The 14,692-nt window shown below is 42.5% G+C and carries 12 protein-coding genes and 1 pseudogene; 4 read left to right on the top strand and 9 right to left on the bottom strand.

All coding sequences use genetic code 11. The features are described from left to right. Positions 1 to 92 precede the first annotated feature (92 nt). Positions 93 to 947 carry a glutathione-dependent disulfide-bond oxidoreductase gene (gene yghU / locus Vgang_RS16230; RefSeq protein WP_105901070.1) on the top strand — a complete coding sequence of 285 codons (855 nt, stop codon included), beginning with the start codon at positions 93 to 95 and terminating at the stop codon, positions 945 to 947. 135 nt (positions 948 to 1,082) lie between these two features. On the opposite strand, the gene Vgang_RS16235 is transcribed toward yghU, so the two are convergent. The 3 genes from Vgang_RS16235 to Vgang_RS16245 form a co-directional block, all read right to left on the bottom strand. After that, positions 1,083 to 1,439 (bottom strand): helix-turn-helix domain-containing protein, encoded by a 357-nt coding sequence (locus Vgang_RS16235; protein WP_105901071.1) that lies wholly within the window; start codon positions 1,437 to 1,439, stop codon positions 1,083 to 1,085. Positions 1,440 to 1,585: 146 nt separating this feature from the next. Continuing rightward, complete coding sequence (locus tag Vgang_RS16240; protein ID WP_105901072.1) at positions 1,586 to 2,059, bottom strand: DUF1097 domain-containing protein; 474 nt, start codon at positions 2,057 to 2,059, stop codon at positions 1,586 to 1,588. Between the two features lie 194 nt (positions 2,060 to 2,253). Further along, positions 2,254 to 3,132 (bottom strand): DMT family transporter, encoded by an 879-nt coding sequence (locus Vgang_RS16245; RefSeq protein ID WP_105901073.1) that lies wholly within the window; start codon positions 3,130 to 3,132, stop codon positions 2,254 to 2,256. A gap of 486 nt (positions 3,133 to 3,618) precedes the next feature. Here Vgang_RS16245 and leuA point away from each other — a divergent pair, with 486 nt between their 5' ends. Continuing rightward, the gene (leuA, locus tag Vgang_RS16250) at positions 3,619 to 5,301 is read left to right on the top strand and encodes a 2-isopropylmalate synthase (protein ID WP_105901074.1); all 1,683 of its coding nucleotides are present in this window, start codon (positions 3,619 to 3,621) and stop codon (positions 5,299 to 5,301) included. Here the strand turns inward: leuA and Vgang_RS16255 are convergent. From Vgang_RS16255 to Vgang_RS16275, 5 genes and pseudogenes are all read right to left on the bottom strand, one after another. Then, positions 5,298 to 5,768, bottom strand: coding sequence for a helix-turn-helix domain-containing protein (locus Vgang_RS16255; RefSeq protein WP_245879889.1), 471 nt, complete (start codon positions 5,766 to 5,768; stop codon positions 5,298 to 5,300). The two genes, leuA and Vgang_RS16255, sit on opposite strands and share 4 nt — an antisense overlap. A gap of 57 nt (positions 5,769 to 5,825) precedes the next feature. Then, positions 5,826 to 6,074 (bottom strand): annotated as a pseudogene (locus Vgang_RS16260) (AraC family ligand binding domain-containing protein); the annotation flags it as partial. A 515-nt stretch (positions 6,075 to 6,589) separates the two neighbouring features. Beyond that, entirely contained in the window at positions 6,590 to 7,795 is a 1,206-nt protein-coding gene (locus Vgang_RS16265; protein WP_105901076.1) for an amidase family protein, read from the bottom strand. Positions 7,796 to 7,870: 75 nt separating this feature from the next. Continuing rightward, entirely contained in the window at positions 7,871 to 8,536 is a 666-nt protein-coding gene (locus Vgang_RS16270; protein WP_105901077.1) for a QnrC family quinolone resistance pentapeptide repeat protein, read from the bottom strand. Positions 8,537 to 9,020: 484 nt separating this feature from the next. Next, positions 9,021 to 10,283 (bottom strand): DUF1479 domain-containing protein, encoded by a 1,263-nt coding sequence (locus Vgang_RS16275; RefSeq protein WP_105901078.1) that lies wholly within the window; start codon positions 10,281 to 10,283, stop codon positions 9,021 to 9,023. 285 nt (positions 10,284 to 10,568) lie between these two features. Here Vgang_RS16275 and Vgang_RS16280 point away from each other — a divergent pair, with 285 nt between their 5' ends. Beyond that, complete coding sequence (locus Vgang_RS16280) at positions 10,569 to 11,309, top strand: DeoR/GlpR family DNA-binding transcription regulator (RefSeq protein ID WP_105901079.1); 741 nt, start codon at positions 10,569 to 10,571, stop codon at positions 11,307 to 11,309. A 5-nt stretch (positions 11,310 to 11,314) separates the two neighbouring features. Here the strand turns inward: Vgang_RS16280 and Vgang_RS16285 are convergent, their stop codons facing one another. Next, positions 11,315 to 12,946 carry a diacylglycerol kinase family protein gene (locus Vgang_RS16285; RefSeq protein WP_105901778.1) on the bottom strand — a complete coding sequence of 544 codons (1,632 nt, stop codon included), beginning with the start codon at positions 12,944 to 12,946 and terminating at the stop codon, positions 11,315 to 11,317. A 620-nt stretch (positions 12,947 to 13,566) separates the two neighbouring features. On the opposite strand from Vgang_RS16285, the gene Vgang_RS16290 reads away from it, so the two are divergent. After that, a complete protein-coding gene (locus tag Vgang_RS16290; protein WP_105901080.1) occupies positions 13,567 to 14,691 on the top strand; it encodes a polyamine ABC transporter substrate-binding protein in 1,125 nt (374 codons plus the stop codon). Position 14,692 lies beyond the last annotated feature (1 nt).

Here is a 14,692-nt window from a genome sequence, read left to right on the forward strand (position 1 = left end):
AACCTAATATCTATTGATAACCTTCGTACTGAAGCGACAGCTCCAATGACTTGGGCTATACAAACTGGGTACACACAATAAAAGGGAAGATGATGACAAACGAATATATTCCACCAAAAGTTTGGACCAACGAACAACAAGGCGGCACTTGGGGGAGCATTAACCGCCCGGAAGCGGGTGCGCGTTTTGAGCGTGAATTGCCAATCGGTGAGCACCCAATTCAACTGTATTCAATGGGCACACCAAACGGCCAAAAAGTCACGATTCTACTTGAAGAACTACTCGCAAAAGGCGTCACTGAAGCCGAATACGATGCATTTCTAATCAAGATTGGCGACAGCGACCAATTCTCATCTGGCTTTGTCGAAGTGAATCCAAATTCCAAGATTCCAGCCATGGTGGATCGCAGCGGTAGTGAGCCAATCAACGTGTTTGAGTCTGGCTCTATCTTGCTGTATTTGGCAGAAAAGTTTGGTCACTTCATCCCGAAAGAGATCGTCGATCGCACTAAAGTGTTGAACTGGTTATTCTGGCTGCAAGGCTCAGCTCCGTATCTTGGTGGCGGCTTTGGTCATTTCTACCACTACGCACCAGAAAAATATGAATACCCAATCAACCGCTTTACCATGGAAGCGAAACGTCAGCTAGACGTACTCGACAAACAACTGGCGAATAACACCTACATTGCTGGTGAAGAGTACAGCATCGCTGACATCGCCATTTGGCCTTGGTATGGCAACTTAGTGCTGCACAATTCATATCAAGCGGCTGAGTTTTTGCAAGTTCAAGATTACAAACACGTACAGCGCTGGGCTAAAACGATTTTAGAGCGCCCTGCCGTACAACGTGGCCGCATCGTCAACAAACCGATGGGCGAACCGTGGGAAGCGATTGAAGAACGCCACAGCGCGGCGGATATCGATAAAGCACTGAGCTTAAAGCCTTAAGAATTCAATCTTAGTGTAAACAACCATCCCCCAATCGCATGGCTGTTGGGGGATTTTTTTAAAATGAATCGATAATAAAAAATCCCCAACCTGAAAAATCAAAGTTAGGGACTTCAATATCATTAAAGTAAGTGCTTACTTCTGCTTAGCTACCTTACAGCAATAATCAATGATTACTTGGTTGCCATCAATCTGTACATTTTGAATTTCACCATCAATACTGATGCGGTTTTGTAAGTAGACGACAGCATTTTCAGGTGCGATTTGATTTTTGAGTGACGGCAAAATGGTATGAGGTTCAATATCGAGTTGCTGAAAAAAACGGCTGATGAAGCTTTTGGTTAGCTCACCTTTACCACGGATCATGTCTGAAAACTCACCGATAGTCATGCCTAAACGTTTTGCCATGTCCATTTGGGTTAAATGACGTTTGGCCTTTTGCGACATCCATAAATTATATAGCGCTTCTCTGTCTTGTTCGGTGTATTCCATTTTGTTTTTGTCCTTGCGTAAGCCCCGTTATATCGAGACTTCTGAGTAATAATCAACTCACTATACGGTGACAAAAACCAGTAAAAACCATGTCATCAAGACGTCAGAGTTTGTTCAGGGAATTTAAAAAGCAGACACAAAAGTGATTAACCTTTCACAAACTTGAATTTTGTCTCACTTCGGGCTTGCAACCACAGGCCACTCGCCTTCATTAAATAGCCAAATAAACCACCAATCAGCAGCGATGGAATCACCAATTGCCAGTTACCATTTGCGGCAAAAGTGGCACAAGCGCCAATGAAGGTGCCAGGAATAAAACTCAGCCAGGATTTCTTGGCTTGAATACACATAAAAAACGACACCAACGCCGTCAACATATAACCAAGAATGTCACTGCCCAGCCATTGTGAACCATGAATGATCACCAACGCCCAAGCCACACCCGCTAGATTGGTTGCCAAACTCACGCCTAGCCCTTTTACACCTTGAATTGGAGAGGCAAAGTAACTCGTACAACCAAGAAAACCCGCCCAAGAAAGTAAACCTAATGAAATGGCTACCCAGCCCCAAATGCCAGACAGTAATCCGGTAGTTAAAGAAATGGCAAATAAAGTCGACATGACGCCTCACAAAGCGATGAAAAAATAAAGGGCAGACTAAGAGAGAGTCGGTATAAAATAAGCCGAATAGATCACAAATTTCATGAAAGGATTTTTCTGATTACATCAAACTGATAACGCAAGCGATTAGCTCACTTCAATAGAATGAATTGCACTCTTACGTTCATCTTGCGTAAATAATGTCATCAATTGAATTACACACGACTTTTAATGCGTTCAAACTGAGTAATAAACACAATCGATGCCATCATAATAGCCGCGCCAAACCATAAGTTTCCAGTCGGCACCCAACCGAACACCAGCCAACCTAAGAAAACATTAAACGGCAATTTTGCCAAATCAAACGGCTGTACAAAAGAAGCATCGGCCACCGCATAAGCCTTAACAATCGCCCACTGCGCCAGTGCTGTTAAAATCCCTGCGCCAATCAACAAACCCCAGACATTCCAACCGGTCGGTGTTGACCATTCTGGCAAAGCTAAAAATAGATTAAACGGCGTCAGTAATAGCAATAAATACACCACCATGGTTGATGGGGAGTCGTTAACCGACATTTTCTTCACCATTAAGGAGTAACACGCCCAGAAAAATGCCGCGCCAACAGGCAATAATGTTGCCCAACTGAAAGCATCAGACCAAGGCTCAAGAATGATCATCGCTCCCGCAAACCCCGCCCAGGTCGCAAGCCATCGTGCCCAACCGACGTTTTCTTTTAATAAAATGCCTGAGCCTACCGTCGCAAATAGTGGTGAGGTCATTAGCAGCGCAATGCCTTGCCAAATCGGCACCGGATACGCCAATGCCCAAAACCACAATTGAATGCCGATGACAGATAAAAACACCCGAAACGCATGCCAACCAAAGTGCTTAGTATAAAGCGAACGGCGAATACCCAAGGTTTTGAGGTACGGCATAATCGCCACCAGCGCAATCCCATATTGCAGCAGTGCCACAGTAGTAGAAGGCAATGAAAAAGTAATACTGATGTACTGGGCAATGCTGTTCACTAAAGCAAAAGATAAGCCTGCAATCAGCATCCAAGTTGCGCCGAGCACAGGAGAATGGTTTGGCATGTCGTGGTTCTCAATAATGGGCAAAAATAAAGGGAAACAAATAATAAAGAGAGGTTATGGAAATTGCTAGTCTATGGGCGGGTTTCGGACGCTTCGCGTTTGGTTTCTCGTATCTAGGTAAAGCGAAGCTAAGAGAATGACAGGTTTTCTAACTTAAAACAGGGCATGAATAAATTGCTCCAGCCTTGTCATCCCGCACATGAGCCTAAGCGAAGAAGATGCGGGATCTGGCTTTCAAGCAAATTGAGCTAACGAGATGGCTAGCTCGATATTGGGTAGAAGTGATTTAGTGACTTTGCTAAATTAGCTTCTGGAGGATTATCTGAAGTATTGCAAAGCTCCTGGTCGATTGCACAAATTCACTTATCTACTGCAACTATAGCCCCTCTGTCCAAAACGCGACGATTTTCGTCAACTTCCATTCAGATATCATTCACATAGTCTTCTAGCATGAACTTTTCTCAACAAAGAAAGGACAAATTAATAATGTTAGAAATGCCATCAAAAAAATACCGAGCAGCTCCTGTTATCAACTTTCCACAGAGAACCTGGCCATCAAATATATTAGACAAAGCCCCTCGCTGGTGCTCAACCGATTTGCGAGATGGTAATCAATCTTTATCTAACCCAATGAATATTGATAAAAAACTGAAGCTCTTTCACCACTTAGTTGAATGCGGATTCAAGGAGATTGAGGTTGCATTCCCATCAGCATCGCAAACGGATTTTGACTTTGTTCGATGTCTGATCGAGAACGAGTTAATTCCAGGTGATGTTACTATTCAGGTGATTACGCAATCCAGATCGGACTTGATTGAGCGAACAATTGATTCTCTAACAGGGGCGTCTAAGGCCATAGTCCATTTGTACAATGCTACAGCTCCATCTTTTAGAGATATTGTTTTTTCTCAGGATAAAATGTCTACTCTAGAACTTGCTGTAAATGGAGCTAAACAGATTAAAGCCTTATGTGAAAAACGACCTGAAACTGAATGGACTCTTGAGTATTCACCAGAAACATTCAATTTTACGGAATCCGAGTTTGCACTTGAAATCTGTGAAGCAGTAGCGTCAGTATGGCAGCCAAGTAAGACACGGCAGCTTATCATTAACCTGCCAACAACCGTTGAATGTAACACTCCTAACGTTTTTGCAGACCAGATTGAACACTTCATAAATACATTTAGTTCATTAGAGCACGTGACAATCAGTGTTCATCCTCATAATGATCGAGGTACAGGTGTTGCTAGTGCCGAACTCGCCATGCTAGCAGGAGCGACTCGGGTCGAAGGTTGTTTATTCGGGAACGGTGAACGTACAGGCAATGTTGACTTGGTCACACTCGCGCTAAACCTTTATTCACAAGGCATTGATCCTAAATTGCGCTTTCATGACATTCGGCATACGGTTGAACTCGTCGAGCAGTGTAACGAAATCCCTGTTCACCCGCGTCATCCATATGCTGGAAGGCTCGTTTTCACCGCCTTTTCGGGCTCTCATCAAGATGCCATTAAAAAAGGATTTTCTTCGTATAGCTCTAAGTTGAAGACCTTCTGGGATATCCCTTATTTGCCGATAGACCCTATGGATTTGGGGTGTAACTATGAAAAAGTGATTCGTGTAAATAGTCAATCAGGTAAGAGTGGTGCCGCATGGTTACTGCAAGAAAACCACGGATTGTTACTGCCTAAAATGCTCCAAGCCGATTTGAGTAAAAAAGTGAAAAGTCATACCGATAGATCGGGATGTGAAATTAATCTTTCGGAATTATGGCAACTATTCAGACAGTCTTATGGTCTAGTGAGTAACCCGACCATAAGCTTGCAGAGCTATCACAGCCAAACAACAGAGATTGGCCAAAAAATTGAAGCCAAAATTCATCACAACAACAAAATGATAGGATGTGTTGGTTCTGGGAATGGTCTAATGTCTGCGTTGCTAAAAGGGTTAATGGAACAATATGGTCTGCAGGTAAATATCGTTGACTATCACGAGCATACTCTCGGTTCACGAACCCAAAGTAAGGCGGCCTGTTATGTGCAGCTACAGTCTGCGATTTCTAACGTGAGCTTTTTTGGCGTCGCAATTGAAGAAGATGCAACAAAAGCGTCTCTACAAGCATTGTTGAATGCCTACTCTAATTCACTACAGACTAACTTAGCGCTTTAATCTTGTTCTAATGGATTAACCATCGGACAATATTCCCTCGGAGACAGCCCCGTTCGACTTTTAAACATCGCGCTAAATGCGCTAGGGCTGTCATATCCAATCGCTAATGCAGCATCTAACACACTGCACCCGCTGGCTAAAAGTTCAGACGCATGTAGTAATCGTTTCTGACGCAGCCACTCTGTGAACGTTAGACCTAGCTCTTGCTGAAACCGACGAGAAACAGTTCTTTCACTTTGGCCCAAATACTTGGCAGCATCTGAAGCTGTCCACGGGTGTGAAAGACGCTCAGATACGTTTTTACAGAGCATGACCAATGCTTCGGTTTTTGGGTTGGGGAGATAAAAATCAATGGGGTTTAGCAAACGTAATTCATCAAGTATTAGTTCAAATATTCGTTCTTCTCGCGTTCCAGCTATCCGAATATCAGGTAGAGATACGGCCTCAACAATTAAACTGGTCAGCAACGACGAAACTTTCGATAGCACACAGGTATTGGGAAGGTCTGCCCTGGCCATAGGATCAACAAAAAGCGTACGAACTCGAACGTCCCCCGTAGTTCTGAGGCTGTGTGAGATACCTGCAGGTATCCATAGCCCTTGATTCGTTGTCACAACCCACGACTCTGATTGTGTATCCACTCGAATAACACCGTTTAAAGCATGTAAAAACTGAGCGCACTGATGAGTATGGGGTGGTTCTACATCCCCATGAGCATAATTGTGTGCATATGCCAGTATTTGAGGGGCCAACGTTTCGTTACAAAACTTCATAAATACTCGAGTAAATCCTTATACTGAATGAAAAAATAATGTAACGAACTTATCCAGAATTATCCAGAAGAAAGATAATCTCTGTTTTTCTACTGAATTGTCCTTTAGACATTTAGCCAGTAGACATATGTCTACAACTAAACTGGTATTAGGTAAATTAGGGCAAACGTCGATACTCAGGAGCGTCGTGAGTGAAGGGTCTGAATTGAAATGGGGCAGAAATAAGTTAACCACATCACCCCTTCCCAACCTCCCTTGGCTTCAAATATTACCGCCAAGATATTTTCATTGGCAAAGGGAGGGAGTTGTTAGAGCGCGCTTTTTGTTTATCTCAAACAACCTCTCACACAAAAAAAAGCGAAGCTACCGTGCTTCGCCTTTAGTGAAAGTTAGAAGTTGTTACTTACTACAACCCCATTCCCTTTTTACCTGCCTCATTAAGCATGTCGAAGGTAAAGCGGCCTTGCCAGTTTTGCTCGTAGTCTTCACGTGGGAAATTGGGCGGTGCCAATACCTTAAGAATTCAACAATAACTGCTTTACACTGGATATTAAAAATTCATCTTGATAGAAGCCTGCTGCAACAGACAGTCCAACAGGTGCGTTATCTATATTTGCTATTGGTATCGATATTTCAGGTAAACGACCAATACCAGAAAATGAAGTGATCGACATTGTTCGGTCATAAAAATCTAGCGCTGTTTCCATATCCTCAAGCGAATGTTTTAATGGTGCAACCGTGGGTACTGTGGGGAACAAAACCAAATCGCCCTTTTTTAGAAACGAGGACATCCGACGAAAATATCGCTCACAAAGCCGGAGAGAATCGCTAACCAACTTGCGTTCAAACTTTCGTACAGTTTCATATTTCATAGCAAAAAATGGGCTAAGTTCTGGAGATTCATTTTCAATCCAATTACCGACAGTGTTTAAGAACTCAAAAGTTTGTAATGGTCTTAATGCATTAACATTAAGCATATCAAGTGTTGCTTCCTCGCCAAGAATATCGCTCAGTGTAATAGAGACCACATCAGCATCAATATTAACCAATAAATTGTTAATGCTATCTTTTATCAGAGCTGATACCTCAGCATCAGAGGTATTAAAGGCATCTTCAAGCAGGTAAATCGTCTCTATTTTTTGTGATACCACGCTTTCACTTTTTAATAGTGTGTGCATAACATCGCCCAATACATCTATATCATTGGCAAAAGCCCCAACCGTACTCGTGCTAGGGACGAAAGGTAAGACACCTGCCTCCGATATTCGATGCATAGTTGGTCGCATGGCATAAACGCCACACAAACTTGCAGGTACTCGGATTGAACCTGCTGAATCGGTTCCAATGGCAAAATCAACTAAACCGCACGCAACAGCAGAAGCCGAACCACTCGATGAGCCTCCCGGTATTCTATCTGGCACTTTGGGGTTGATAGGCGTTCCAAAAAAGAAATTTTCGCCATCTAAACTATAAGTAAATTCATCTGATACTGCCTTCCCTAAACAGGTTGCCCCAGCGCCTAATAGCTGATCGACACACAAAGCGTTATAAATGGCAGCCTTATGTTTATGTTGCCAAGATGGGCTCCCATAAGAGGTTTTATACTGAGCAATATCAATATTGTCTTTAACGGCAAATGTAAGCCCATTAAGTGACCCGTTGCTATATGGTTCTATCGTGAAGGTTTCAACAAATGCGCCAGAGGATAAAAAGTTATACATAGGAGTTCCTATCTTTATAATTGTAAGGCTTTGAAGATGATTCGCTTTATAAATTTGAGTGATTAAAATCGTAGGTCAAAACACTTTGTCTGGAATAACAATCACCCCCAACTGCTCCAAAATCTGCTCTTGTTGCCATGAACAAATTTTCACGCCAGTTAAATCCACTTTACGAGGTTCTAAGCCATTTAATTCTGAATGAGTGAGATCACACCCCTGAATTCTGCATTGCTCCCAAAAGTCATCAGAAAATGATCCCCTACTTAAGTCTGACTCTTTAAAAGAGGCCCCTTGCAGGCTCGCTCCTACCCATTTATTTTCAAATAAATCACACTTTTCAAGGCATTGCTTATCAAAATTAGCATAAGACAAATTACAACCCGTAATGTAAGCAGAGCAAAAATACATTTTGTTAGAAACATGATTTACAAAGTTTGCCTGTGAGAAATTAGCACCTTTTAGATCGCATTCTCTTAACTCAAGACCAAAACAGTTTGCCCCTTGGAAATTCGCCATTGAAAGCATGCAATTCATAAATGAAGCATCTCGTAGGTCTGCATAGATAAAATTACATCCTTCAAAATCATTCGATTCAATAAATGTACAACCCATGAATTTAGCATCACGTAAATTCACTCGATTAAAATTACAACCAAAAAATTTACAGTGAGAAAAGTGATGAGAGCTCAAATCTTGGCCGGAAAAATCAATTTGATCGTACGTTTTATGGGAATAATTCAATGTTATAACCTCTTGATTAATTTAAATTAAGACTAACATTTACAGCCATCTTAGCAACAAAATAAACCCATATAAAAACAAACAGTTATATGCCACCTAAATAGCCAAAATAAGGCACCTAACAGCACCTATAAGGCAAGAGAAATGAGATCAACCCATGCGGCAGGCTAGAAAAAAGTTTCACGCTGAATGAGGCCAAATAGAGCCGAGAAATTAGAGAGAGTTATATGATTTATGGAATATAAAACTTACTTGACGATTTATGAGCGTATTTGGAAATGTAAGTTGTTTTAGGGCAGCAATATGATCTGCACATCAACCCTCCCCACCCCTCCCTTGGCTTCAAATATTACTGCCAAGCTATTTTCACAGGTAAAGGGAGGGAGTTATTCGAAATCGCTTTCTGTTTATCTCAAACAATATCTCTCACACAAAAAAGCGAAGCTACCGTGCTTCGCCTTTAGTGAAAGTTAGAAGTTGTTACTTACTTCAACCCCATGCCCTTTTTACCTGCCTCATTAAGCATGTCGAAGGTAAAGCGGCCTTGCCAGTTTTTCTCGTAGTCTTCTCGTGGGAAATCTGGTGGCGACAGCCCTTCTTTTAATGCGCTTTGGATTTCAACCGCGTACTGTTTGTTTTTCTCACACATAGGCGCAGCAGGGATGTACATCACATTGCCCCAGCCTTGTTGGTCTTGCACGGGGGCAACGGAGTGAATGAGATCGCAGTGCCACCACACAGAATCCCCGGCTTTCATTTCAGGAATGCTGCATAAGCCTTTAATAAGGTGCGGATGCCATTGCTCTGAAATCGGCAATACATGGCCGGATGCAACGCCGCAGAGTTCATCTTCTGGCACATCATCTAACAATGGACGCAGTAAAATGTACGCCATCGCTTCCGGTACAGGCACCACATGCAACAAGCCTTGATTTAATGCCATATCCGATAACGCTGTCCAGCCTTGGAAAGTACGAAATACTGAACATTTGGTGGTGCTGCCAACGGTGTATTCATTCACATCTGGTCGGTGCGCCGCATCCCACGGGTCGTATTGGTCAAATTGATTGGTGAAGATCTTTTCAAATACTTTTTGATAAGCCGGTAGCAACCAACGCTCTAACGCTCCGGAATCCGTATGTGCACCAAGTCCGTTAGAGTTGGTGCCCGGCAAGCGACGGCGAATGCGGTCTGGATAGATAATGCTGACTTCCGGATCAAAATGCTGACCTTCGTTGGTTTCAAATTTCCATAGGCGATTTAAGAAAGATTGAATTGAAGCAATCTGAGAACTTTGACGAGCCTCCATTTGTGCTTTAGACCAATAAATCGGGAAGATTTCCGGTTTAGAAGCGACAAGCGTGCCAAAGAAGTTATCACCCGGGCCGCCGTAAATGTTGTCGAAATCATTGCTATCTAAGTAATCGAGCATCGACTGATCCATCGCGACAGCTTCTTCACGATCAAAAGTTTGACGTACCACCAAACAGCCGCGGCGTTTGATTTGTGCAATCAACTCAGGCGAAATATTGCCTTGCTGTAAATCGGCTTGGCTTATTTCTGGCCATGCGCTGCCCGTCTCTTGCTCTTGTTTACGCGCGGCGGCCAGTTCGGTTTCAATTTTATCGCACACTTGCTTGAACAGCGCATCGACATCGCCAATCTGCGCTTTCAGTGCCCGCTTCATCGCCACAATATTGCTTTTATAATCGCTAGGAAGTTCTTTAGAGGTAAATGACGCTGACATAATGCTGCTCTCCTGATGTGTGATCTTGTTATCGTTAACAAGCCAATAAGCTTCAAATGAAAGTTAATATTGCATCATAAGAAAGTCAAATATAAGGTTAACATCATGATCACATTTTTGAGGTCTACATTCATCCTTAGAAAGATCGATATTGTGGTGATTAATCCCATAATTGGTGTGAGTAATCACAATACCGGTCAATTACAATTTAGCTTTCACTTAAGTTTCATTTGAAGACAAAAAGAGGTACTATTCGGTATCTCTTTTTTATTATTGGACGACATCATGAACCCAAGACACAGCCAAATCATCCAAATGGTTAACGAACAGAAACGTGTTCAAGTGGCCGATTTATCTGAAAAAATAGGCGTGTCAGGCGTAACCATTCGTCAAGATTTGAATTACCTTGAAAGTGAAGGTCATTTGAAACGGGTACATGGCGCAGCCGTCGCGCTGCAAAGCGATGATATTGATAGCCGTTTGACCGTCAGCTTTGAAATCAAACAAGCGCTCGCCAACAAAGCCGCGGATTTAGTCGCGCCGAATGAAACGGTATTAATTGAAGGCGGCAGCGCCAATGCATTACTTGCAAGAACACTCGCAGAGCGTGGCGATGTCACCATCATTACGCCTTCAGCTTATATTGCGCATTTATTGAAAAACACGTCTGCCAGCATCATTCTGCTTGGCGGGGTGTATCAACATCAAGGCGAAAGCTTGGTTGGCCCTTTAACTAAGTTGTGTATTGAACACATTCACTTTAGCACTGCATTTTTAGGTGTTGATGGCTACCATCCAGATACAGGCTTCACCAGCCGTGACATGATGCGCGCCGATATCGCCTCTAGCATTCTAGCCAAACAACGCCGCAATATCGTGCTCACCGATTCAAGCAAATTCGGTCAAATCTTTCCATCGACCATAGGAAAAACTGACCAAATTTCGATTGTTCTCACCGATACTCAAGCCGATATTGAACAGCTTGATTCACTACGCAATAGAGGCGTTGAAGTAATTTTGGGCTAACAGAATCACTGCTCCGTAAACCAACTCGGCACCATCACATTGAGCGATCTAGGTTGTACTCGAATAGACAGTTTTTCTGTTTCGTACAACTCTCCATCAATCACATATTTAAACGCGGTTTCGCTGGTGACGGTCACTTCTTTGGCTTGCTTATGCACAAATCCCAGTGGCTCCGCTGTCGGTAAAAACTTCGACAAGGCAAGCTCTGATAATGACAACAAACGACCGGTCACACTTTCATGGCAAGGCAAATAAGTGATGTCCATAATCCCATCTTGTAAATCCGGCTCACCACCACCTTGAGCTAATAAGGTGGTAAAAGGTGCGGCATTAGCAATCACTAAGCTGCTTACTTCTAACTGTTTTGGTGGCTGTTTATCTAGGCTGACTTCAACATGCAAGGTTTCATTATTGGCAATCGCACCCCATAAACCTTTTAGGTAAGCCAATTGACCATCATTGTTTTTCTCTTCACGCTCCGCATATTCAATCATTTGCTGCTCAAAACCGATTCCCGCCACCAGCAACATAAGATCTTGATTACAACGGGCGGTATCTATTTGCGTTACTTCACCATCTAAAATCGCGCCACAAGCGGTTTCAACCGGAATGATTTTGTTTTCAATACCATACAACACATGACACAGCGCATTGGCGGTACCTAAAGGCAAAATACCTAGAACGATATCGGTATGAACGATTTGGCTAGCCACTTCGGTTACGGTGCCATCTCCACCGCCTGCCACAATCAATGAGGCACCGGAATTCACCGCTTCTTTAGCCAGTTCTGTGGCTGAAATATCAGGTGTCGTTTCTCGCACTTCGACTTGATATTTGGCTTTAAATTTTTCCAAAATCTCGTCTTTATAAGTGCCCCATTTCCCGCCACCAGATACCGGATTGACGATCATCCACACCGTTTGCTCTGATTCGAATGCTTTTTGTTTATGCAATTGTTGTAGCATCGCCATTTGCTCCTTATTCAAATTTGCGGTTGAACGTATGGTTTGAATCTTTTTCATGACATCTTCGATACTCATTCTCGGATAACGACGTAGCAAATAAGCCGCTAATACAAATACCGATCGACCCCGCCCTAACGCACAATGCACCACCACTTTTTTAGAATCTGCAAGTTGCACATCCATCCAGTCTAAGGCTTTTAGTAACTTACGCTTCGATGGCACTTTATGATCGAGTACTGGCAAGTTGAAATAATCAAAATCGCGCTTCGCTTTGCCACTTTGCAAACCGTGAAACTCTGCGGTGATGTCCAAAATGCTAGTAATGCCTTGCGCTTTAAGCTCTTTCAAATCTTTTGTAAACAAGCGACGAGCCAAGTATAGCTGTGGATCAATACGTTGAATGGGGGCAACAGAATCATGGGTACGCGCCCAATAATTGTAGTAATGCGCGCCAATGAGAAAAGGGGCAAGCACCAATTGAATACCATTGGGGATCACCCCATTCGGCTTTTTACGGAATAAATGCGGAAAGTTACACCAATACGCAATACTCACCACAGATAATGACAACGCAATCCAAGCCAGTGGCAATGACAACCAGAAGCTCGGGCACAATAATGCCAACACGTAAAACAAGACACTTCCTGCGGTATAATATTTCGCTACTAGCATGTTCACCTCACATTTTTTCATTCCTTTCTATTACTTAACCATACCTATTCGCGAAGAATCAACGTATTACTCTCATATTGCCCGACTTAAGTAACCATTTTTTCAGATAGATAAACTGAAAATTGAAAAGAATTAGAACAAAAACCCTATCCCATATAATAATAATGGTTAATTACAAATAGCCGCTAAAAGCTCGAATTTCGAACATCAATTTTTTTTATCGTAACTACAAATTTATTCTTATTTACACCTGAAAAAATCACATTATTATCGCCCTGTTCTTCGCAAGAAAGTACCAACCACTACACTCAACTGTTCACATTTACAGTGTAAACAGCCTAATTTAGTGTCGCTATTCGTTAACGCAAGGTTAATGGGCGCAGGTTGCAAATCTACGAGTTTGGATATTTTTCCTTTCATACGTCCGAACTCAGAAAACGTCATATTGAAACTTAGATTAATCACATCAATCGAACTTATTCTTTCGATTGATATAAATTTCAACCTGACTCAAATCAGTTCAAACCCGAAGGCTCCAATCAGAAGGAATAACTGGCTATAAGCTAGGTTGATGGGCAATACATTAAGATCATTTGATCGATATTATTTGGGACCTTGACATGTCTTTTAAAAATACTGTGTTCGCTGCATCAATGACAGTAACGACTTTGTTGTCGTCTGCGGCGCTATTAACTTCAAACAACGTTTACGCTCAAGATGGGCAAGTTCTTCATGTTTATAACTGGAGCAGCTACATCGCGCCTAACACTATTTCTGACTTCGAAAAAGAAACCGGCATCAAAGTGGTGTACGACGTATTCGACAGCAACGAAGTGTTGGAAGCAAAACTACTTGCAGGCCGTTCTGGTTATGACGTGGTAGTGCCATCGAATAACTTTCTTGCTAAACAAATTCGTGCTGGTGTTTTCCAAAAATTAGACCGTTCTCAACTGCCTAACTGGAAAAACCTAAGCCCAGAATTATTGAGTGCGTTATCGCCAAGTGATCCTGATAACCAATACGCGATCCCATATTTATGGGGCACGATTGGCTTTGCTTACAACGTCGATAAAGTACAAAAAGCGCTAGGCGATGATATGCCGGTTGATTCATGGGATTTGGTATTTAACCCACAATACACAGAGAAACTAAAAAGCTGTGGCATCTCGTTCTTAGATTCACCGACCGAAATGCTACCTGCGGCGCTGAACTATTTAGGTTTGGATACGGGTTCTGAAAAACCAGAAGACATTAAACAAGCGGACGCGTTATTCATGTCGATTCGTCAAGATGTGACTTACTTCCATTCGTCTAAATACATTTCTGATTTAGCGAACGGTGACACTTGTGTGGCTGTCGGTTATTCAAACGATTTATTCATTGCTAAAGATCGCGCTATCGAAGCGAACAATGGCAACAAAATTGAATACGTGATCCCGAAAGAAGGGGCGGGTAGTTACTTTGACATGATGGCGATTCCTGCTGACGCACAAAACGTGAAAGCAGCACATCAGTTCTTGAACTACTTAATGAAGCCAGAAGTGATTGCCAATATCACTAATGAAATCAACGCTGCTAATGGTAACCAAGCGGCAACACCGTTTGTAAATGAAGATATTCGCAATAATGCGGGCATCTACCCAGACGAAGCAACGTTGAAAAATATTTATACCATTCGTGATCTTCCAGCCAAAGTACAACGTGTTATGACTCGTACTTGGACCAAGATTAAAACTGGTCGATAAC

Origin of the sequence: Vibrio gangliei, assembly GCF_026001925.1 — a bacterium.
GTDB classification, from domain to species: Bacteria; Pseudomonadota; Gammaproteobacteria; order Enterobacterales; family Vibrionaceae; genus Vibrio; species Vibrio gangliei.

What these genes read in the sequence shown, in the direction of transcription:
- yghU (WP_105901070.1), top strand. Translation starts at nt 93, where the DNA reads ATGACAAACGAATATATTCCACCAAAAGTTTGGACCAACGAACAACAA.
- Vgang_RS16235 (WP_105901071.1), bottom strand. Translation starts at nt 1,439, where the DNA reads ATGGAATACACCGAACAAGACAGAGAAGCGCTATATAATTTATGGATG.
- Vgang_RS16240 (WP_105901072.1), bottom strand. Translation starts at nt 2,059, where the DNA reads ATGTCGACTTTATTTGCCATTTCTTTAACTACCGGATTACTGTCTGGC.
- Vgang_RS16245 (WP_105901073.1), bottom strand. Translation starts at nt 3,132, where the DNA reads ATGCCAAACCATTCTCCTGTGCTCGGCGCAACTTGGATGCTGATTGCA.
- leuA (WP_105901074.1), top strand. Translation starts at nt 3,619, where the DNA reads ATGTTAGAAATGCCATCAAAAAAATACCGAGCAGCTCCTGTTATCAAC.
- Vgang_RS16265 (WP_105901076.1), bottom strand. Translation starts at nt 7,795, where the DNA reads ATGTATAACTTTTTATCCTCTGGCGCATTTGTTGAAACCTTCACGATA.
- Vgang_RS16275 (WP_105901078.1), bottom strand. Translation starts at nt 10,283, where the DNA reads ATGTCAGCGTCATTTACCTCTAAAGAACTTCCTAGCGATTATAAAAGC.
- Vgang_RS16280 (WP_105901079.1), top strand. Translation starts at nt 10,569, where the DNA reads ATGAACCCAAGACACAGCCAAATCATCCAAATGGTTAACGAACAGAAA.
- Vgang_RS16285 (WP_105901778.1), bottom strand. Translation starts at nt 12,946, where the DNA reads ATGCTAGTAGCGAAATATTATACCGCAGGAAGTGTCTTGTTTTACGTG.
- Vgang_RS16290 (WP_105901080.1), top strand. Translation starts at nt 13,567, where the DNA reads ATGTCTTTTAAAAATACTGTGTTCGCTGCATCAATGACAGTAACGACT.